The organism is Pseudomonas paeninsulae, assembly GCF_035621475.1.
GTDB lineage: Bacteria > Pseudomonadota > Gammaproteobacteria > Pseudomonadales > Pseudomonadaceae > Aquipseudomonas > Aquipseudomonas paeninsulae.
The window spans coordinates 4,143,458-4,161,951 of the sequence record NZ_CP141799.1 but is presented as its reverse complement, the minus strand read 5'-3'; the positions used below and the strand labels follow the sequence as shown (position 1 = coordinate 4,161,951).

The 18,494-nt window shown below is 62.3% G+C and carries 19 protein-coding genes; 12 read left to right on the top strand and 7 right to left on the bottom strand.

Annotated elements, in window-relative coordinates; genetic code table 11:
* Nucleotides 1-103 precede the first annotated feature (103 nt).
* From VCJ09_RS19190 to VCJ09_RS19180, 3 genes are all read left to right on the top strand, one after another.
* Nucleotides 104-736 carry a glutathione S-transferase family protein gene (locus tag VCJ09_RS19190; protein ID WP_324731668.1) on the top strand — a complete coding sequence of 211 codons (633 nt, stop codon included), beginning with the start codon at nt 104-106 and terminating at the stop codon, nt 734-736.
* Nucleotides 733-1,683 carry a Nudix family hydrolase gene (locus VCJ09_RS19185; RefSeq protein ID WP_324731667.1) on the top strand — a complete coding sequence of 317 codons (951 nt, stop codon included), beginning with the start codon at nt 733-735 and terminating at the stop codon, nt 1,681-1,683. The genes VCJ09_RS19190 and VCJ09_RS19185 overlap by 4 nt, the downstream gene beginning before the upstream one ends.
* A gap of 106 nt (nt 1,684-1,789) precedes the next feature.
* On the top strand, nt 1,790-2,719 hold the full coding sequence (locus tag VCJ09_RS19180) for an AEC family transporter (protein ID WP_324731666.1): 930 nt from the start codon (nt 1,790-1,792) through the stop codon (nt 2,717-2,719).
* Here VCJ09_RS19180 and VCJ09_RS19175 read toward each other — a convergent pair.
* Together VCJ09_RS19175 and VCJ09_RS19170 are read right to left on the bottom strand one after the other, a co-directional pair.
* Complete coding sequence (locus tag VCJ09_RS19175; RefSeq protein WP_324731665.1) at nt 2,682-3,434, bottom strand: phosphatase PAP2 family protein; 753 nt, start codon at nt 3,432-3,434, stop codon at nt 2,682-2,684. The two genes, VCJ09_RS19180 and VCJ09_RS19175, sit on opposite strands and share 38 nt — an antisense overlap.
* A complete protein-coding gene (locus VCJ09_RS19170; RefSeq protein WP_324731664.1) occupies nt 3,424-5,418 on the bottom strand; it encodes an LTA synthase family protein in 1,995 nt (664 codons plus the stop codon). The genes VCJ09_RS19175 and VCJ09_RS19170 overlap by 11 nt, the downstream gene beginning before the upstream one ends.
* A gap of 118 nt (nt 5,419-5,536) precedes the next feature.
* On the opposite strand from VCJ09_RS19170, the gene VCJ09_RS19165 reads away from it, so the two are divergent.
* The 6 genes from VCJ09_RS19165 to VCJ09_RS19140 all read left to right on the top strand — a co-directional run bounded on the left by VCJ09_RS19165 (nt 5,537) and on the right by VCJ09_RS19140 (nt 10,370).
* Complete coding sequence (locus VCJ09_RS19165; RefSeq protein WP_324731663.1) at nt 5,537-6,220, top strand: response regulator transcription factor; 684 nt, start codon at nt 5,537-5,539, stop codon at nt 6,218-6,220.
* Complete coding sequence (locus tag VCJ09_RS19160; protein WP_324731662.1) at nt 6,210-7,478, top strand: sensor histidine kinase; 1,269 nt, start codon at nt 6,210-6,212, stop codon at nt 7,476-7,478. Before VCJ09_RS19165 ends, VCJ09_RS19160 begins: the two co-directional genes overlap by 11 nt.
* A gap of 119 nt (nt 7,479-7,597) precedes the next feature.
* Entirely contained in the window at nt 7,598-8,287 is a 690-nt protein-coding gene (locus VCJ09_RS19155; RefSeq protein ID WP_324731661.1) for a class I SAM-dependent methyltransferase, read from the top strand.
* Nucleotide 8,288: 1 nt separating this feature from the next.
* Entirely contained in the window at nt 8,289-9,008 is a 720-nt protein-coding gene (locus VCJ09_RS19150) for a lipopolysaccharide kinase InaA family protein (RefSeq protein WP_324731660.1), read from the top strand.
* A complete protein-coding gene (locus VCJ09_RS19145) occupies nt 8,998-9,393 on the top strand; it encodes a diacylglycerol kinase (RefSeq protein WP_324731659.1) in 396 nt (131 codons plus the stop codon). The genes VCJ09_RS19150 and VCJ09_RS19145 overlap by 11 nt, the downstream gene beginning before the upstream one ends.
* Before the next feature lie 83 nt (nt 9,394-9,476).
* Nucleotides 9,477-10,370, top strand: coding sequence for a pseudouridine synthase (locus tag VCJ09_RS19140; RefSeq protein WP_324731658.1), 894 nt, complete (start codon nt 9,477-9,479; stop codon nt 10,368-10,370).
* A 216-nt stretch (nt 10,371-10,586) separates the two neighbouring features.
* Here the strand turns inward: VCJ09_RS19140 and VCJ09_RS19135 are convergent, their stop codons facing one another.
* Genes VCJ09_RS19135 through VCJ09_RS19120 form a run of 4 tightly spaced genes read right to left on the bottom strand, consistent with a single transcriptional unit; the run spans nt 10,587 to nt 15,144 of the window.
* Nucleotides 10,587-11,168, bottom strand: a complete 582-nt coding sequence (locus tag VCJ09_RS19135) for a cob(I)yrinic acid a,c-diamide adenosyltransferase (protein ID WP_324731657.1) — start codon at nt 11,166-11,168, stop codon at nt 10,587-10,589.
* Nucleotides 11,169-11,170: 2 nt separating this feature from the next.
* Nucleotides 11,171-13,189, bottom strand: coding sequence for an ATP-binding protein (locus VCJ09_RS19130; protein WP_324731656.1), 2,019 nt, complete (start codon nt 13,187-13,189; stop codon nt 11,171-11,173).
* A 50-nt stretch (nt 13,190-13,239) separates the two neighbouring features.
* Nucleotides 13,240-14,166, bottom strand: a complete 927-nt coding sequence (locus VCJ09_RS19125) for a putative 2-dehydropantoate 2-reductase (protein WP_324731655.1) — start codon at nt 14,164-14,166, stop codon at nt 13,240-13,242.
* Nucleotides 14,167-14,178: 12 nt separating this feature from the next.
* Nucleotides 14,179-15,144 (bottom strand): GGDEF domain-containing response regulator, encoded by a 966-nt coding sequence (locus VCJ09_RS19120; protein WP_324731654.1) that lies wholly within the window; start codon nt 15,142-15,144, stop codon nt 14,179-14,181.
* A gap of 152 nt (nt 15,145-15,296) precedes the next feature.
* Here VCJ09_RS19120 and VCJ09_RS19115 point away from each other — a divergent pair, with 152 nt between their 5' ends.
* Together VCJ09_RS19115 and VCJ09_RS19110 are read left to right on the top strand one after the other, a co-directional pair.
* Nucleotides 15,297-15,776 carry a YajQ family cyclic di-GMP-binding protein gene (locus VCJ09_RS19115; protein WP_324731653.1) on the top strand — a complete coding sequence of 160 codons (480 nt, stop codon included), beginning with the start codon at nt 15,297-15,299 and terminating at the stop codon, nt 15,774-15,776.
* 106 nt (nt 15,777-15,882) lie between these two features.
* Nucleotides 15,883-16,710 (top strand): mechanosensitive ion channel family protein, encoded by an 828-nt coding sequence (locus tag VCJ09_RS19110; protein WP_324731652.1) that lies wholly within the window; start codon nt 15,883-15,885, stop codon nt 16,708-16,710.
* 148 nt (nt 16,711-16,858) lie between these two features.
* Here VCJ09_RS19110 and VCJ09_RS19105 read toward each other — a convergent pair whose 3' ends face one another.
* On the bottom strand, nt 16,859-17,617 hold the full coding sequence (locus VCJ09_RS19105) for an SDR family oxidoreductase (RefSeq protein WP_324731651.1): 759 nt from the start codon (nt 17,615-17,617) through the stop codon (nt 16,859-16,861).
* A gap of 104 nt (nt 17,618-17,721) precedes the next feature.
* On the opposite strand from VCJ09_RS19105, the gene VCJ09_RS19100 reads away from it, so the two are divergent.
* Nucleotides 17,722-18,468 carry a HugZ family pyridoxamine 5'-phosphate oxidase gene (locus tag VCJ09_RS19100; protein WP_324731650.1) on the top strand — a complete coding sequence of 249 codons (747 nt, stop codon included), beginning with the start codon at nt 17,722-17,724 and terminating at the stop codon, nt 18,466-18,468.
* Nucleotides 18,469-18,494: the final 26 nt, after the last annotated feature.

Sequence of the window (18,494 nt, the reverse complement as noted above, 5' to 3'; positions counted from 1 at the left end):
CATTGTTCATGGGGGCATGAACAATGGGAATTTGCTATTGAGCGGCGCTGCGTCCTAATGTCCATTGACCCTTCAGCAACCGCATCACGCAAGGAGTGCCCCCATGTCCCTGGTTCTGATCATCGGCAACAAAACCTATTCGTCCTGGTCGCTACGCGCCGCCTTGGCCATGGAACTGGCCGAGGCGCCGTATAGCGAAGTGCTGATCCCACTCGATCGTCCGGACACCCGTGCGCGCATCCTTGTGCATTCGCCGACCGGCAAGGTGCCGCTGCTGCAGACCGAAGAGGGGCCGGTGTGGGACTCCTTGGCGATTGGCGAATACCTCGCCGAAAGCTTCCCCGAGGCCCACCTGTGGCCGCGCGGCGAATATGCCCGCGCGGTGGCGCGCAGTGTCTGTGCCGAGATGCACAGCGGTTTTGCGGCGCTGCGCACGCATCTGCCGATGGATCTCAAGCGCGATCAGGCCTTGGCCGAGATGCCGGCTGATGCCGAAGCCGATATCCGCCGTATCTGTGCGCTCTGGGCCGAGTGCCGTGGCAACTTCGGCGAGGGCGGCCCCTTCCTGTTCGGTCACGCCAGCCTGGCGGATGCTTTCTTCGCGCCTGTCGCGGCTCGGCTGCACAGTTATCGGGTGGCGTTGCCCGAGGTGGCGGCGGCGTATGTGGCCACGGTCTATCAGTGGCCGGCATTCCAGCGCTGGTATCAGGCGGCTCAGGCGGAACAGTTGGAGTGAAACGCATTCATGTAGCCGCCGCGGTGATCCGTGCGACGGATGGCCGTATCCTGATTGCCAAGCGCCCGGACGACAGGCACCAAGGCGGGCTGTGGGAGTTTCCTGGCGGCAAGGTCGAGCCCGGCGAAGCGGTGGAGGCCGCTCTGGCTCGCGAGCTGGAGGAGGAGTTGGGGGTTCGCCCGACTGAGGCGCGGCCATTGATTCAGGTGCATCACGATTACCCGGACAAGCAGGTGTTGCTGGATGTCTGGGAGGTGTCGGCTTTCGCCGGCGAACCCCACGGTGCCGAAGGTCAGCCGCTGGCCTGGGTCGGTTCGCGGCAGTTGGCCGAGTATCAGTTTCCGGCGGCGAACCAGCCGATCATTGCCGCTGCCCGTTTGCCCGACCGCTACCTGATCACGCCAGAGGGGCTGACTCCGCAGGCGTTGTTACTAGGGGTGCGCGCGGCGCTGGCCGCCGGCATTCGGCTGGTCCAACTGCGTGCGCCGGGTATGTTCGATGCCCAGTACCGTGACTTGGCCCTGGATATCCAGGGGCTCTGCGCGGGCAAGGCGCAGCTGATGCTCAAGGGACCGTTGGAGTGGCTGGGGGATTTTCCCGCGGCGGGCTGGCACCTGACCGCCGAGCAGCTGCGCCGATATGCCGGCAAGGGCCGACCATTGGCTCAGGGGCGTTGGTTGGCGGCGTCCTGTCATTCGGCGCAAGAGCTGGCGCTGGCAACACAGATGGGCGTGGATTTTGTCACCCTGTCGCCGCTGCAAGCCACCTCGACCCACCCTGATGCACCGGCGCTGGGTTGGGACCTGGTCGGCGAACTGCTGCGCGGTTTCAATCAGCCGACCTACCTGCTTGGCGGTGTCGGCCCGCAGGATTTAGCGCACGCATGGCAAGCGGGTGCTCAGGGTGTCGCCGGCATTCGCGCATTCTGGCCGGAGCAGGCTGGCTGAGCACGCGGATAGGCTGAGCTGCCCTGATGCGAGCACATTGCGATTAGACGCGTAGACCTGCTGCCCTTAGTCTGCGCGATCACTTTGCTCGTAGGTGGTCCGCTTCATGGCTTCGGTGTTCAACGTTATTCTGCCTATCTTTGCTCTGATCCTGGCCGGCTACTTGTGCCGCCGCACGGGCGTTCTTGGGCCGAGCGCCGCCTCGGAAATCAATCGCCTGGTGGTCTGGCTATGCCTGCCAGCGTTGCTGTTCGAGGCCACAGCCACGGCGGTCTGGACGCAGATCTGGCAGCCGCAGTTCATCCTCGCCTATAGCCTGGGCACCTTGCTGGTGTTCCTGCTGACGCTGTGCTGGCGCCTGCGGCGGGTCGCTAATTTGGCCGATGCCAGCATCCAGGGACTTAGCGCGTCTTACGCCAATACCGGCTATATGGGCATTCCGTTGTGTCTGCTGGTTTTCGGTGACGAGGGGCTGCAGCCAGCGCTGATCGCCAGCCTGATCGTGATCTGTGTGCTGTTTGCCCTGGCGGTGGTGTGTATCGAGGTCGCCCTGCAGGATGAAAAGAGCCTGCGGCGTGCGACGGCCAAGGTGCTGTTGGCATTGATCAAGAATCCGCTGGTCGTTGCGCCGTTGCTTGGCGGTCTGTGGGCGCTGGGCGGCCAAGCGCTGCCAGCGCCGCTGCATCGTTTTATCGACTTGCTGGCCAGTGCCACCGCGCCCTGTGCGCTGATTTCCCTCGGCCTGTTTTTGGCCCACAAGCAGGTTGGGCGCAGCGAGGGTAGCGTCGCCCTGGTGCTGATCAAGCTGATCGCTCACCCATTGATTACCTGGGTACTGGCTTTCCATGTACTGCAATTGCCGCCCCTGTGGGCCGCTGCGGCCTTGCTGCTGAGCGCGCTGCCGACGGGTACTGGGCCTTATATGCTGGCCGAGTTCTATCGCCGCGAGGCGGCAGTGGTCTCCAGCACTATCTTGCTCTCGACCCTTGGTTCGCTGCTCAGTCTGTCGCTGTGCCTGTATTGGCTCGAACTCTGAGACTGAGGGCTGAAGTGAGGGGCGGCCGGTATAGCACCAGGCGGTAGCAACCCAGGCTGATCAGCCAGTCGAACAGCGCGGTCCACAGGTTGTGCGAGAAGAAGTGCGCGCCCTGCAGCATGCGCCCGACCGAGAAGGTAATGCCCAAGATCAGGGCCACGGCGAGCGCTGCCCTGGCCAGACCTGGGCGCCGGTCGCGCAGGACGAAGAACAGCGCGAGCAGCGCGAAACCCGCGCCAGCGTGGCCACCGGGCCAGCAGCGCCCAGGGTGCTCGGTTGCTGCGCGGCTGCTGAGCAGTGGTGTGTAAGTTTCCTCGCCACCAAATTCGCTGAGGCTCCAGGGGCAATGTACGCCGGTCAGGGCTTTCAACGGCGTCACATAGCTGGTCGACAACCCCATCGCCAACACCAGGTAACCCAGCGGGCGGCGCCATGCCCGCCAGCGCCCGACTAGCAGGCTGAGCACGAAACCGACAATGGCCAGTACGCCGATGGCGATCACCACCTGCTTGGCGCGGTCATGCAGGATGTCTTCGAGAAACCAACTATGCCGACCAATAAAGCCCGCCTGTGGATCGTAGGCCCAGTGGGCGATGACGAAGTCCAGCGCAGTTGGATCTGCCAGCAACAACAACAGCATCAGCGCGAGGGGCAGGCCGAAGCCCAGGTGGAAGTTGAACGGCCTGGATGCGGTCGGGAGGAGTTCAAAGCGCATGGTCACGATCCTTGGTCTGGGCCGGAGCGACGGCGAGTCGCTCGGTGCCGGTTGCGCGAGTCTGCTGCCAGCCAAGCAGGTGATGGCTGAAGTCGTAACTGGCGCTCTGGTAGTAGCTGATATTGCGTTTGATCAGCGGGTCGTCGGCCGTGGCACTCGCTTCGTGGCTGAGACCCAGGGCGTCAGCGTGGCGACGCATGCGCTTGCGTGGGCTGAGAATCGCCAGGTCGTGCCCATCGAATAGGCCGAGGTGTTGGTAATTGCCAAGCAGGGCGCGGCCTGGCGCTGCATCCGCGCGCAGTACATTGCGGCCAAAGAAGGTCGAGGTGTAGTCGACATTGAGCAGGCCCAACAAGGTCGGGGCCAGGTCGATCTGGCTGGTCAGGCCTGGATGTTCGCGTGGTTGGACAAAGGCCGGGGCGTAGATGAACAGCGGGATATGGTAGTTAGCCACCGGCAGGTCTTCGGTGCCGGCGCTACCGGCGGTGTGATCGGCAATGAAGACGAACAGGGTGTTGGCAAACCAGGGTTTGTGCCGCGCCTGTTCGAGAAACAGGCCGATGGCATGGTCGGTGTACTTGACGGCGCCTTCGCGGCCATAGCCCGATGGGATATCGATACGTCCGCTCGGGTAGGTGTACGGTCGGTGGTTGGAGGTGGTCATCAGTTGCAGGTAGAACGGCTTGCCGGCGGCATGGTCGGCGTCGGCCAGCTTCAAGGTCTCCGTGTAGAGGTCTTCGTCAGACATGCCCCAGGCATTTTTGAAGTGGATATCGTGCTCATTAACGCTGCTTTGATCGACCACGCGGTAACCATTGCCGCTGAAAAACGCGTTCATGTTGTCGAAATAACCGCGCCCGCCATAGACGAAGGCGCTGTCGTAGCCGAGGGCCTGGAATTGTTGGCCAAGACTGGCGAAACCGCTTTCACGGCCGATGCGTTTGACGATAGAGCGCCCTGGCGTCGGCGGCATCGACAGGCTGATGGCCTCGAGTCCGCGGTCGGTGCGGGTGCCGGTGGCGTAGAAGTTGGGGAAGAACAGGCTCTGCTGGCGTAGTCGGTCGAGGTTGGGGGTCAGACCGCGAGTGTCGCCGAAGCTGCCCAGGTATTTGGCGCTGAGGCTCTCTATGGTCACCAGTACCACGTTGCGCCGCTGTACCAGGCCGGGATTATCGATCAGCCGGCGAATATCCATAGGTTCGCTGCCGATAAAGCGTGCGTTGGGCTCGCTTAGCTCGGCGCGCAACTGCTTAGCGATTTCGTCCTGGTTAAGGCTGGCGTAGAACTGTGGGTAATCCAACTCATTGTTGCGAAAGGCCGCGAAGAATTGGTAGGGGCCATTGCTCGCCAGTTCGCGTTGGTACGGATTGCCGTCTGTGCCGCGGGGGAAGTCCTGGTCGAGCAGCAGGCTGCTGACGCAGGCCGCCAGGACAAACCCTACTACTGCCCATGGCGTATCACGCCAGCTCAGTAGCGGTGCGTTGAGGGCGACGTCTGTGGCGCTGCGCAAGAGCATGGCGGCAACCGCCGCAATGACGGCAAGAGCCGCCAGCAGCGGGTAGATCGGATAAGACTCGAGGATGTTGTTGAGTACCTCGTCGGAGTAAACCAGGTAATCCACGGCGATAAAGTTGAAGCGCACGCCGAACTCGTCCCAGAACAGCCACTCCGCCACGGCGGTAAACAGCATGGCGAACAGGCTGACAGCCACTACGCCATGTAGCAGGCCGCGGTGCCAGCGCTGCTGCCAGGTGCGCCGTGGGCAGAGCAGCAGGTAAAGGGCCAGCGGCAGTGCCGCGTAAAAACCAAAGCCCAGGTCATAGCCCAGACCTGTGGCGTATAAACGGGCGAGTTCGCTCAAGCCGAGATCCGCTTCGCCGAGGTGACTGAGTAGCAAGGCACTGCGGGTCAGGGTAAAAACTGTCAGCCAAGCCAGTAGAATCAGCGTCAGGTAACGCAGTTGAGCAAACTTCAAGGCTGGCATCGTATGATCCGGCAGCGGAAAGATGCCGTGCACTCTGCACATCAGCATGTGAGATCAATGTAGAAACCGCGTGAAAAAAACATCAAATCGTGGCGACACGCTTGAGGATTGAACGGACATGCGCATTCTTGTGGTGGAAGACAACCGGGATATTCTGGCCAATATCCTCGATTACCTGACCCTGAAGGGTTACAGCGTCGACTGCGCGCAGGATGGCCTGAGTGGGTTGCATCTTGCGGCCACCGAGCACTACGACTTGATCGTGTTGGATATCATGCTGCCGGGCATCGATGGTTATCAGTTGTGCAAACGCCTGCGTGAGGATGCCCGGCGTGATACGCCGATCATCATGCTGACCGCGCGCGATGCCCTCGACGACCGCCTGCATGGCTTGAGTGCGGGGGCCGACGATTACCTGCTCAAGCCGTTCGCCCTGTCCGAATTGGTGGCGCGCATCGAAGCGATCCTGCGCCGCAGTCAGGGTAATCGTAAGCGTCAGCTGCAAGTCGGCGAGCTGGTCTATGACCTCGATACCCTGCATGTCAGTCGCGCCGGTCAGCCGTTGAAACTCAACCCGCTAGGCCTGAAACTGCTGGCCGTGTTGATGCAGCGCAGCCCGGCGGTGGTGCGTCGCGAGGCCCTCGAAGAGGCCCTGTGGGGCGACAATTGCCCGGACAGCGACAGCCTGCGCAGCCATATCCATCAGCTGCGCCAAGTGCTCGATAAACCCTTCGCCACACCCTTGCTGCACACTATTCACGGTATCGGTTATCGCCTGGCGGAGTCCGCCAATGGTGTCTAAACAGCCGTTGCTGAGGCGCATCGTGATCGCTTTCGTGCTGATGACGCTGGTGGTCAGTGGCGTATTTTCGTTGAGCATCGTGGCGATTGTGCACTTCGTCGAAGAGCACCTGGTGTCCCAGGAACTTGATCGTGAGCTGAGCATCGTCCTCGATGAGGATATACGGCGTGGCGAGAGGCCACGGCTGGATTCCAGCACACGTTTTTTCGCCTCGCATCTACCGGATTACCAGGTGCCGCCGCAGTTCGCCGAGGCGGGCGACGGGTTTTCCGAGGTGATCGAGGGCGACCAGGCGTTTTATCTGTTCAAACGCAGCAAAAACGATCGGACTTTCATGTTGGTGCAGGAGCAACACGAGTTCGAGGCACGCGAACAGGTGCTGTTCAATGTGGTACTGGCCGGCTTTCTGCTCAGCCTGCTGGTCGCCTGGAGCCTTGGCTGGCTGTTGGCACGACGGGTGATGGCGCCGGTGATCCGCCTGGCCAACCAGGTGCGTCATCGTGATCAGCTGCTCGAGTTGGCCCCGGCCCTGGCGCCGGAATACCCGGACGATGAAGTCGGTCACCTGGCGGCGGCCTTCGACAGTACGCTCGGCCAGTTGCGTCATTCTCTGGAGCGTGAGCGACTGTTCACCAGTGATGTCAGCCATGAGCTGCGTACGCCATTGATGATCATCGCCAGCTCCTGTGAATTGCTTGCAGAGGCACCCAATCAGGATGCGCGCCAGCTTGAACAGGTACAGCGCATCGGTCGCGCGAGCGAGGAAATGCGTGACTTGGTGCAGACCTTTCTGATCCTCGCACGGGCCAGGCCTCAGGAGTCGAGCCAGGGTGGCAGCGCGACCCTGGCCGACGTTGCCGATGAGCAGAGCAAGCGCTGGGCGCCACTGATGCACGAGAAGGGCCTGCAGTTCCAGTTGATCACCCAGGGTCAGGATGAGGCGCAGTACAACCTGACGTTCCTGCGCACGGTGATCTCCAATCTGCTGCGCAATGCCTTGCATTACACCGAGCAGGGCACGGTGCGCTTGATCCTCGAGAACGGCAGCTTTCGCGTGGAGGACAGCGGCGTTGGCATCCCCCTGGATCAGCAAGAACAGATGTTCCAACCTTTTGTGCGCGGCGCTCAGGCGCGTGGCGAAGGCCTGGGTCTGGGCTTGTCCTTGGTCAGGCGGATCTGCACGCACCAGGGCTGGACGGCGCAGGTGCGTGACCTGCCTCCACAGGGCAGTGTGTTCGAGGTTAGCTTGCGCCGCTGATGGCACTGCCGCGCGGCGTGCTGCCGCCGATTCACGTTTTTTTCACACCCTTTTGACGGCTACATGATGCGCTAGTAGTTAATTTGGCAACCGTGGATTCCTCAGAGGAGCAGGTTGTTATGTCTAGCGCTAAACCCGTCGAGTTGGACTTCTCGCGCAAGTACGACCGCGAGCATGCCCGCCAGTACTTGGCAAAGCATCAGGATGGCCTGTCCCGCCGATTGTCCCATTGGCGCGACGAGCAACTGGCCCGACATGCCCTGAAGTTGGCGGGCGAGCCGAATCTGCTGCTCGACTTACCGTGCGGCGCCGGTCGATTTTGGCCGCTATTGGCCGAGCGGCCGAACCGGGTGATTCTCGCGGCTGACAACTCAGCGGACATGCTGGCGATTGCCATGGCCGGGCAATCGGCAGATATCGTGGCAAGGGTAAAGCCCTTTCAGACCTCGGCCTTCGCCATCGATCTAGGTGATAACGCGGTCGACAGTATTTTCTGCATGCGCCTGCTGCATCACATCGCAGACCCCGAACATCGCCTGGCCATGCTGCGCGAGATGCGCCGGGTGACCCGCGACACCCTGATCGTCTCGCTGTGGGTCGACGGCAACTACAAGTCCTGGAAACGTCGGCGCCTGGAGGCTCGACGGGCAGTAAAGGGCGGGGCAACGAATAACCAGAACCGCTTCGTCATCGCCAGGTCGACCATCGAGGCGGAGTTCAAACAGGTCGGTTTCGATATCCTTGGGCACCAGGATTTTCTCCCGGGCTATGCCATGTGGCGGGTCTATGTGCTGCGCAAGGGCAACTGAGATGAGTAGCCTGATTGCGCTAGCCAAGACCGAGCCGCTGTCCAGCACCTTCGAGCGTTGGTGGCAGGCTCGGGGTGAGTGGGTCGAGGCGCCTAATCAGCGCCGTGGCGGTGAAAGTGGCGTGCAGCGGTTACATAGCAAAACAGGGCCGTTATTTTACCTGAAACGCCAGACCGGACACCTGTATCGCTCCTGGCTACACCCCTTGGGCCGGCCCACGGTGTTGCGTGAATTGCATGTGATGCGGGCGCTTGCTGCGCTGGGCATCCGCGTGCCGACGCTGGTCTATGGTGCGGCGCAGCAACAGGCCGGCCAGTGGCGCGCGCTGTTGGTGACCGAGGCGCTGGATGGCTTCGTCAGCCTGGAGCAGTGGTATGCCAGCGCAGCGCAGCAGGACGACACGCAACTCAATCGGTGCATGCTGCAACAACTGGCAGCGATGCTCAGTCGCCTGCACCGGGCCGGCTGGCAGCATGGCTGCCTGTATCCCAAGCACATCTTCATCAAGTCTCACGCTACCGTCGACGGCGGTGGGGTCGAAGTGGCGCTGCTCGACCTGGAGAAAAGTCGTCGCCGGTTGTTCAGTCGCTCGGCTTCGCGGCGCGACATGGGGCAACTTTTTCGCCATCGTGACGGTATGCCGACTGCCGATTGGCACGTGTTGCTCGAGGCCTACAATCGTTCAATGGCTACCGTGGGGGCTGTTTCCCATGAGCTCTGAAGTCGCTGTCACTGTGCTCGATGGCAGTGCACTGAAGGGGCAAACCGGCTGGCGGCGTATCGTGCATGCCTTCGGCTATTCCCGGGCAGGCCTGTTGGCCGCGTTCAGGGGCGAGGCGGCGTTCCGTCAGTTGCTGCTGCTCAATGCCGTGCTGTTACCCCTGGCGTTCTACCTGGATGTTGGCAAGGTCGAGCGTGCGCTGTTGCTCAGCGTATGTTTACTGGCGCTGATCGTCGAGCTGCTCAACTCGGCGATCGAGGCCACGGTGGACCGTATCTCCCTGGAGTTGCACCCCCTGTCGAAACAGGCCAAGGACCTGGGCAGCGCCGCGCAATTGGTTACCATGACCCTGATCGCTCTGGTCTGGGCGGTGATACTGCTGTAACCGCCCTGGCCTTTGACGCCAGGCGAGTGGCTGCGGCCTAATGGCGCTGGTTACCTTTGCCGCTGTCCGCCGAGCCCCGTCATATGCCCGTATCCGCCCGTTCCCCCTCCAACATGCGTCCCAGCACCCTGCATCTGCCCCAAGGCAACTGGCCGACGGTGCTCGACTGCCTGTGTGCGCATTTCCCGGCGATCAGCCGCGAGGTATGGCTGCAGCGCATGGCGCGTGGGCGGGTGCTGGATGCCGAGGGGGCGCCGATCGGCCCGGCGCATGTATATCGAGTTGGTCTGCGCGTGCATTACTTTCGCGAGGTGGTGGCGGAGACGCCGATTCCCTTCGTCGAGACCGTGCTGTATGTCGACGAGCACCTGCTGGTGGCCGACAAGCCGCATTTCCTCCCGGTGATGCCGGCCGGCGAGTATGTCGAGCAGACGTTGCAGGCGCGCCTGGCCAAGCGTTTGGGCAATGCCGATCTGGTGCCGCTGCACCGCATCGATCGGCATACTGCCGGGCTGGTGCTGTTTTCCTGCAACCGCCAGAGTCGCGGCCAGTATCAGGCGTTGTTCCGTGAGCGGCAGATCGACAAGCGCTACGAAGCCCTGGCGCCGGCGCTGCCGGAGTTGGATTTTCCCCTGCAGCGGGCCACGCGACTGGCCGCCGGTGAGCCGTTTTTCCGCATGCAGGAAGTCGCCGGCATGGCGAATACCGAGACCCGCATCGAAGTGGCGCAGCAGTTGGGCGAGCACTGGCTCTACGGGCTCTATCCGGTGACGGGGAAAAAGCACCAGCTGCGGGTGCATATGGCCGCCTTGGGTGCGCCCATCGTCAACGATCCCTTCTACCCCGAGATCAGCGAAGGGCCCGATGCGCCTGACGACTACAGCCGGCCGCTCAAACTGCTGGCCCAGGGGCTGGCCTTCATCGACCCACTGAGCGGCGAGCAACGCCGCTTCGAGAGCCGGCTGAGTCTGCTCTGAGCGAGATGCAGGGCGGATGACGCCTCGTTCATCCACCATCGCGATGGGTGGATGGATAAAGCCTCATCCACTCTGCGAATTGTGGAGTGCTCGATATCACAGGGGGGGCCGGGCGGCGTTCCGTCTGAGCGTCGCGTCAGCCCGCCGAGCGAGCCCAGGTGCACTGCCTGCAGCGAGTGGTACCTTAGGCTGCAGACTGTGCTCATGCACAGATGATCACGCCGGTTGCTTCGGCGCCGCCTGCCAGAGCACTTCATCGATGCGCTGGCGCTTGGCGATCAGGCGAGCGGCGACGAACAGCAGGTCGGAGAGGCGGTTGACATAAGCCAGGCCGATGCCGCGCAACGGCTCCAGCGCATTCAGCTGTTGGCAGCGGCGTTCGGCGCCACGCGCCAGGCTGCGGCAGACGTGCGCCTGAGCGACCAGGCGCGAACCGCCCGGCAGGATGAAGTTCTCCAGCGGGCCGAGCTCTTCGTTCCAGCGATCGATGGCGGCTTCCAGACGTTCCACTTCGACTTGTTGCAGGGCCTGGTACTCGGGCATCGCCAGTTCACCGCCGAGGTCGAACAGGCGGTGCTGGCAGGGCGCGAGCACCGCGCTGACTTCGCTCAAACCCGGCCAGGTGGCCTGGTGTTCGGCGAGGTCGGCCAATAGCAGACCGAGCTGGCTGTTGAGCGTATCCACCTCGCCCATGGCCTCTACCCGCGGGTGATCCTTGGCCACCCGGCGGCCGTCGGCCAGCCCGGTTTCGCCGGCATCGCCGGTGCGTGTGTAAATCTTCGACAGTCGATAACCCATGTTCAATGACCTGTGTGGGGGATGGCGGCAACCAGGGGCAGGCGCAGAGTGAAGCAGGTGCCCTGGTCTGCCTTGGATTGCACTTCCATCTGTCCTTTGTGGTTGTTGGTGATGATGAAGTAGGACACCGACAGGCCCAGTCCGGTGCCTTGGCCGACTTCCTTGGTGGTGAAGAAGGGCTCGAAGATGCGCTTGCGCACCATTTCAGGCATGCCGAGGCCGTTGTCTTCCACCTGGATCTCTGCCCAGGGCGGTGCCAGCCGGGTACGCAAGGTGATCTGTCCGGGCGTGCTGCAGTCTTCGCGCTGGTGTATTGCCTGGGCGGCGTTTTTCAGCAGGTTGAGCAGCACCTGTTCCAGTTCGTTGGTGGTGCCGGGCACCGGACCCAGTGCCGGATCGAACTCGCGGCGAATGAGCAGGCTTTTGAAGTCGAAGCTTTCGGTCAGGTCGAAGTCGTTGCCGGCGATGTCCAGTGCCTGGTCGATCACGGCGGGCAGCTGGCAGGGTGCCAGTTGGCGGTTGCTGCGACGACTGAAACTGAGCATGTGGCTGACGATTTTCGCCGCGCGCATGCCGGCCTTCTGGATGTCATCGAGCAGACGCGGGATTTCCCGAGCCTGCAGGTAGCCGTCGATGTTTTGCAGGCTGATGCCGATGCGCTCGGCCTGCTCGCGGTTCTTTTCCAGCTCCGGCGACAGGCGCCGGCGAATATTCTGCACGTTATGCAGGATGGCGCCGAGCGGGTTGTTGATCTCGTGGGCCATGCCGGCAGCCAGGCCGCCGACCGAGAGCATTTTCTCCGACTGCACCATCATCTCTTCCATGCTCAGGCGCTGGCTGATGTCGTCGACTCGGATCACCACGCCGCGGCCACTGCCGCCCATCAGCGGGTAAAAGGTCAGGGCGTAGTGATGCGGTTCTTCGTCTTTGCTCCAGGTCACGCGCTCGATTTTCTCTACCTTGTGTTGCTCGACGGTGCGTTTGAGCAGCGGCAGAAAGGGTTTCAGCGGAGGGAAGGCGAGGAACACCGGCTGGTTCAGCGCTTCTGCCAGGCGCGTGCCGGAGAGGGCGCTGGCTTCCTGATTCCATTGGGTGACGTAGAGTTGCTCGTCGAGGGCGATCAAGGCCGAGGGCATGGAGTCGATGATGCTGTTGAGGTAATTCTGGAAGCCGGTGAGCTTCTTCTCGATCTTGCTGCGGACCTGCACTTCCAGCTCCAGTTTGCGGTTGGAATGGCGGGTTTCTTCGGCCAGCTTATGCGCCTGATCGAATGCGGCCTGAGCGTCGTCGCGGGCGCGCTCGAGTTCCCGTTCGCGCGCCTCGATGCGCACCAACATGGTGTTGAAGGCGTCGGCCAGGCTGCCGATTTCGTCCTGATTGCCGCGCCTGGCCCGCAGGGAATAGTTCTCCTCGCGGGTGACCTGGCGCGACAGTTCTTCCAGTCGGCGGATCGGCTTGGTCACCAGGCGGCGGATCTGCCGCGCCACGGTAAACCACAGCAGGATGCTGACGAACAGGATTGCCCCGCTGGCGGTCAGGGTGCCGGTATAGAAAGCGCCAGGCAGTTCGCTGGACGCGACTAACAGCAAGTAGCCGTGGCGGGCGCCAAGCTGCGGCAGTTCGACCAGCAGGTTGGTGCGAAATTCGCTGTGACGCCAGCTGTCCAGTTGTTCGACGCGCTGTGGCAAGTCCAGGGACTCTCCACGGTGCAGTTGCGCCAGGCTTTCGCCATTGCTGTCGTAGATCACCGCGGCGCGCAGTGGCGGGTAGTCATCCAGGCGTTGCAGCAGAGCTTGGGCCGCGCTCGCCGAGCGCAGCGCCTCCTGACCTAGGGTGGGACTGGCGATTAGTTGGCCGAGGGTGTGCAAGGCCTGCGGTGCGACGCTCTGCTGGGAAATCCAGTAGGCCGCGCTGATGAACGCCAGGTTGGCCATCAGCAACACGGCGGCCAGCAATACCAGGAGCGCGGCGAGCAGTTTGCGGCCGACGGGCAGATTTTCGAGGCGCTGGCGCAATAGCATGGGCGGGCAAGTCGCAGTGGCGAGGAAGTGTAAGCAGGGTAACGCGCGGCTTAATGGCTGGGCAATCCGTGTGCGTCGAGGTACTGCAACAGACGCTCATGCAGCGCCGCGAGGTGCGGCAAGACCAGGTGCTGGCGCTGCGCCGTGGCACAGGCATGGCCAAGCAGGTAGGCAATTTCGGTGCGTCGGCCCTGGGCGACATCCTGGTGCATCGAGGAGTAGTTCGCCGCGGTAGCCTGGATCACCCGCTGCACGTCGGCATGCAGGTCCAGCGCAGCAGCGGGCTGGCCACAGGTTTGCAGCAGTAGACCGAGCTCCGCGCAGAGCGTGGCGACCTCAGCCCGGTGTTCACTCAGGCCGCCGTTACGGCAAGCGTAGAGCACGGTCAGCGGGTTGATGGCGCAGTTCAGTGCCAGCTTGCGCCATAGCCGGCTGAGAATATCCGGGCTCCACTGGTGGGGGATGCCACTGCGCTCGAGTTCACCCAGCCAGCCCGGTGGGCTGCCGTCGAGCGGGTCACCAAGCCAGGTGTGGCCATGACCGGCGAATACCACACGCCATTCTCCTTCAGGCGCGGCGCGATCGCGAAAGGCACCTTCGGTGCTTGCGGCGAGAATACAGCGCGCATTGGGTACCCGGGCAGCCACGGCATCCTGGCTGCCCAGGCCGTTTTGCAGAAGAATTAGCTCGGCGCCAGGCGCCAGGCGCGGTGCGAGACTGGCAATGGCGCTTTCGGCGTCGTAGGCCTTGCACGCCAGCAGCAGGCGTTGGATAGGCGCCGAGTCGTCGGCGGTCTGCCCCGGCACGGGGTAGTGTCGGACCTGCCCCTGCTCGACCAGGGTCAGGCCGCCAGCGCGCTGATAAGCACCGAGACGAACCGAATCGCGCAGGATCAACTGCACCGGCACGCCGGCACGCGCCAGGCGTGCGGCCCAGAGGCAGCCCAGGCTGCCGGCGCCGAGTACATGCCAGCTCATTGTCGGTGTCGCCTAGGTCGCATGCGGCAGGCGCATGGCGGCGACCCGGCCGCTGGCATAGGACTCCGGCAGCAGTTTAGTCGCATGCGCAATCAGGTCTTCCGGGCCGATAGGCAAGGCTTTGGCGTCGAGGCCGACCAGGCAGATCCCTGCCTTGAGACTGACGAAGCCTTCGCTGGTCTTGAACGCCTTGAGGTTGATCCCTTCGTGCAGGCGCTTGAAGCTGCTCGGCGAGCACTCGTGCAGGTTTCCGAGCAGAGTAATCAGGGCGAAATGGTCGTCGTCCAGACGCACCAGTACGTCCAGCGGGCGCACCAGTTGCTGCAGGCGGCGGGCGACGCCATGCAGCAGCTCGGTGTAGAAACCGTTGCCATGACGCTGGCGCAGTTCGCTGGCCTCCTGCAGGCCGATCAACAGGTAACACAGCGCGCCACCGCGCGACTCGATCTGGCGCAGGCTGTCGAGCAGCTTCTGCCGCAGGTAGCGTGCGTTGCCCAGGCCGGTAAGCGTATCGACCTGGTTGCGCTGTTCCATACTGGCGATGTTTTCCGTCAGCAGGCGGTTTTCCTGCAGCAGGCGGTGCAGGGTGTTGCACAGGCGGTCGGCGGCGTAGACCCGTGGCACCAGTTGTTCATTCATCTGCGCCTTGTTGATGAAATCGTCGACCCCGCGGTCAAAGGCTTCGCTCAGCACGTTTTCGCCTTCCTTGCCGGTCAGCAGCATGACGTAGGTGTAGTGATCGGTCATTTCATCCAGCTGACGAACCCGGCCGGTCAGTTCCAATCCGTCCATTTCCGGCATCAACCAGTCCGCCAGAAGCACGCTGGCCGGTCGCAGTTCGAGCTGCCTGATGGCTTCCGCGGCGCTGTTGGCAAAACGTACATCCTGGTAGCCGGCCTGGCTCAGGGCGCGGCCGATCATGGCGCTGGAGAACTTGGCGTCGTCCACCACCAGAATGCTGAGATGGGGGTTGGGCATGGGCAGGCTCGTAGGGAAAGTCACATGGGCCCGGTACATCGCCGGGCAGTGTTTGTCGCTATGGCTATATAATGGCCGGGTTTTTCAACCATCAACAAGCCACGCGTGCCCCGTCCGTGATCTGGGTCGCGCCGTCTATCAGGAGGAATACCATGCCCTCGTTCGACGTGGTGTCCGAATTGGACAAACACGAAGTTACCAATGCTATCGACAACGCCCTCAAGGAACTTGAGCGCCGTTACGATCTGCGCGGTAAAGGCAGCTTCGAGCTCAAAGACCTGACCGTCAACCTGACCGCCGATGCGGATTTCCAGCTGGAGCAGATGGTCGAGATTCTCAAGCTCTGCCTGATAAAGCGCAAGATCGATGTGCAGTGTATGGAGTTCAAGGACGCCTATCCCTCGGGCAAGAGCGTCAAGCAGGAGATGACCCTGCGCGAAGGCATCGACAAGGAGCTGGCGAAGAAAATCGTTGCCCACATCAAGGACAGCAAACTCAAGGTGCAGGCTGCCATCCAGGGTGAGCAGGTGCGGATTACCGGCAAGAAACGCGATGACCTGCAGGAAGCGATTGCCGCCCTGCGCGCCAAGGACTTCGGGATGCCGTTGCAATTCGACAACTTCCGCGAGTGACGCGACAAGCCTGCCGGGCCTGGGTGGCGTGGCAGCAGTGAGTGTAAAGCGACCGCCATGGCTTGCCATGGCGGTCGCGTTTTAAACGTTAAAAAAGGAGTGTCAAATGGAGATGAATGTCGAGCAACTGGTGAAGGTGTCCGAGGCTTGGCTGCCGGCGGTGCTGCAATACAGCGGCCAGCTGACCCTGGCGGTCATCACGCTGCTGGTCGGTTGGTGGTTCATCAACACGCTGACCCATAAAGTCAGTGGTGTACTGGAACGCCGCAATGTCGACCGCGCCCTGCACAGCTTTATTAGCAGCCTGGCCAGCATGATTCTCAAGGTGCTGTTGCTGGTCAGCGTGGCCTCGATGATCGGCGTGGAAACCACTTCCTTCATCGCGGTGATCGCTGCCGCCGGCCTGGCCATCGGCCTGGCGCTGCAAGGCAGTTTGGCGAATTTCGCCGGTGGCGTGTTGATCATATTCTTCCGGCCGTTCCGCGCCGGCGACTGGATCGAAGGGCAGGGCGTATCGGGCAGCGTCGACAGCATCCATATCTTCCATACCACCCTGAAAACCGCCGATAACAAGGTGGTGATCGTGCCCAATGGCAGCCTGTCGAATGGCAACATCACCAATTATTCACGCGAACCCAAGCGCCGCGCCGACATCAATCTGGGTATCGACTACTCCAGCGACATCAAGAAGGCCCGCGATGTGCTGCTGAAGATTGCCGAAGACCCGCGCATTCATCTCGACCCGGCTCCGGTGGTGTTCGTCACCGGCCTGGGGGACAGCGCGGTCAATTTGTCACTGCGCGTCTGGGTGGCTACGCCGGATTTCTGGCCGGTGACCTTCGGTTTCACCGAGTTGGCCAAGGAACGCTTGACCGAAGCCGGCATCGGTATTCCGTTCCCGCAGCGAGTGGTGCATATGGTTCAGTCCAGCTGAGCCCGCGCAGTTAAAAATCGCACGTTGCACCTATGAAAATGCCGCGTTCCCTTCGACAGGAACGCGGCATTTTTCTGCGCTTGGGCCCGCCCGGATTACCGCGCGTTCTGCGGTTTAGTTCGGGTTGCAGGCCGAGCGATTACTGAAATTACATACGCAGGCCGCCGTCCAGTTCGAGGATACGGCCGGTGTAGTAGTCGTTTTCCAGGATGTAAGCCACCGAGTGGGCGATCTCAGCAGGCTTGCCCATGCGCCGCAGGGGGATGCCCGAGGTCATTTTCTCCAGCGCTTCCGGTTTCATGCTCAGGGTCATCTCGGTCTCGATGAAGCCCGGTGCCACGCCGGCCACACGAATGCCGTAACGGGCCAGTTCCTTGGCCCAGACCACGGTGTCGGCGGCGACGCCGGCCTTGGCCGCGGAGTAGTTGGCCTGGCCCATGTTGCCGGCACGGGAGATGGAGGAAATATTGACGATCGCGCCCTGCTGCTTCAGCTCGATCATCTTCGCCGCCACTTCACGGGTGCAGAGGAAGACGCCGGTCAGGTTGACGTCGATCACCGACTGCCACTGGGCCAGGCTCATCTTGGTCATTTCGCCGTCCTTGACCTTGATGGTCAGGCCGTCACGCAGGATGCCGGCGTTGTTGACCAGGCCATTGATCGCCCCGAAATCTTCGGCGACCTGGGCGACCATGTGCGTTACCTGCTCTTCGTTGGCGACGTTGCACAGGTAGGCGCGTGCTTCTGCGCCGAGGGCCTTGCAGGCGGCTACGGTTTCGTCGAGCTTTTCCTGGTTGAGATCGACCAGTGCCAGTTTCACGCCTTTGCCCGCCAGGTATTCGCCCATGGCGCGGCCCAGACCCTGGCAGCCGCCAGTGATGATGATAACTTTGTCTTTGAGTTGCATCGCGTATCCCCTCAATGTGTGTCGTGTAGCCCCGCTGGCGCGCTGTAACAGCTATTCTAGGGCGCCTGTCCGTTAGTGACGGATTCTTTGCAAGGAGTCATAAGGTGAGCGTGAAAGCCGCTAAGCATGCCCGAGAACTGCTGCTCAAGGAATACCGCGGGGTGCTCTCGACTCATTCGAAGGCCATGCCGGGCTTTCCTTTTGGATCCGTGGTGCCCTACTGCCTGGACGCTCAGGGCTGGCCGCTGATCCTGATCAGCCGTATCGCCCAGCACACCCATAACCTCAAGCAGGACGCCAAGTGCTCGCTGTTTGTTGGAGAGCGTGGCGCCGAGGATGTGCAGGCGGTCGGTCGCCTCACGCTACTCGCCCAAGCACGACAATTGTGTGACCAGGCCGCAGTCGAAGCGGCAGCTCGGCGTTATTACCGCTATTTTCCCGAATCGCAGAATTATCACCACGCCCATGATTTCGATTTCTGGGTGCTGGCGCCGGTGCGCTGGCGCTACATCGGCGGTTTCGGCGCGATTCACTGGCTGGACCACGTGGCGTTGGCCAACCCGTTCGCGGCGGTAGTCGGTGTGGGTGAAAGCGAGCAGGGCATGCTGGAACACATGAACAGTGACCACGCCAGTGCCATCGGCCATTATGTCGCGCTGGCCGGTTTGCCGGCCCATGTGCCGGCCGAACTGGTGGGTATCGACAGTGAGGGGTTCCACCTGCGCATCGGTCAGGGCTTGTATTGGCTGGCCTTTGCCACACCCTGTAACACTCCGACTGAAGTGCGCCAGGCCTTTGTTCAGCTGGCTCGTGCAGAGATCTGGCCGACCGGTGGCGCTGTTTCAGCTTGAATTAAGCGCAATATCCCATACTTCAC

Bases quoted from the DNA above. Each gene is read 5' to 3' on its own strand.
- VCJ09_RS19190 (WP_324731668.1), top strand. From the start codon at position 104: ATGTCCCTGGTTCTGATCATCGGCAACAAAACCTATTCGTCCTGGTCG.
- VCJ09_RS19115 (WP_324731653.1), top strand. From the start codon at position 15,297: ATGCCCTCGTTCGACGTGGTGTCCGAATTGGACAAACACGAAGTTACC.
- VCJ09_RS19165 (WP_324731663.1), top strand. From the start codon at position 5,537: ATGCGCATTCTTGTGGTGGAAGACAACCGGGATATTCTGGCCAATATC.
- VCJ09_RS19160 (WP_324731662.1), top strand. From the start codon at position 6,210: ATGGTGTCTAAACAGCCGTTGCTGAGGCGCATCGTGATCGCTTTCGTG.
- VCJ09_RS19110 (WP_324731652.1), top strand. From the start codon at position 15,883: ATGGAGATGAATGTCGAGCAACTGGTGAAGGTGTCCGAGGCTTGGCTG.
- VCJ09_RS19140 (WP_324731658.1), top strand. From the start codon at position 9,477: ATGCCCGTATCCGCCCGTTCCCCCTCCAACATGCGTCCCAGCACCCTG.
- VCJ09_RS19155 (WP_324731661.1), top strand. From the start codon at position 7,598: ATGTCTAGCGCTAAACCCGTCGAGTTGGACTTCTCGCGCAAGTACGAC.
- VCJ09_RS19105 (WP_324731651.1), bottom strand. From the start codon at position 17,617: ATGCAACTCAAAGACAAAGTTATCATCATCACTGGCGGCTGCCAGGGT.
- VCJ09_RS19120 (WP_324731654.1), bottom strand. From the start codon at position 15,144: ATGCCCAACCCCCATCTCAGCATTCTGGTGGTGGACGACGCCAAGTTC.
- VCJ09_RS19130 (WP_324731656.1), bottom strand. From the start codon at position 13,189: ATGCTATTGCGCCAGCGCCTCGAAAATCTGCCCGTCGGCCGCAAACTG.
- VCJ09_RS19145 (WP_324731659.1), top strand. From the start codon at position 8,998: ATGAGCTCTGAAGTCGCTGTCACTGTGCTCGATGGCAGTGCACTGAAG.
- VCJ09_RS19125 (WP_324731655.1), bottom strand. From the start codon at position 14,166: ATGAGCTGGCATGTACTCGGCGCCGGCAGCCTGGGCTGCCTCTGGGCC.
- VCJ09_RS19175 (WP_324731665.1), bottom strand. From the start codon at position 3,434: ATGCGCTTTGAACTCCTCCCGACCGCATCCAGGCCGTTCAACTTCCAC.
- VCJ09_RS19180 (WP_324731666.1), top strand. From the start codon at position 1,790: ATGGCTTCGGTGTTCAACGTTATTCTGCCTATCTTTGCTCTGATCCTG.
- VCJ09_RS19135 (WP_324731657.1), bottom strand. From the start codon at position 11,168: ATGGGTTATCGACTGTCGAAGATTTACACACGCACCGGCGATGCCGGC.
- VCJ09_RS19170 (WP_324731664.1), bottom strand. From the start codon at position 5,418: ATGCCAGCCTTGAAGTTTGCTCAACTGCGTTACCTGACGCTGATTCTA.
- VCJ09_RS19150 (WP_324731660.1), top strand. From the start codon at position 8,289: ATGAGTAGCCTGATTGCGCTAGCCAAGACCGAGCCGCTGTCCAGCACC.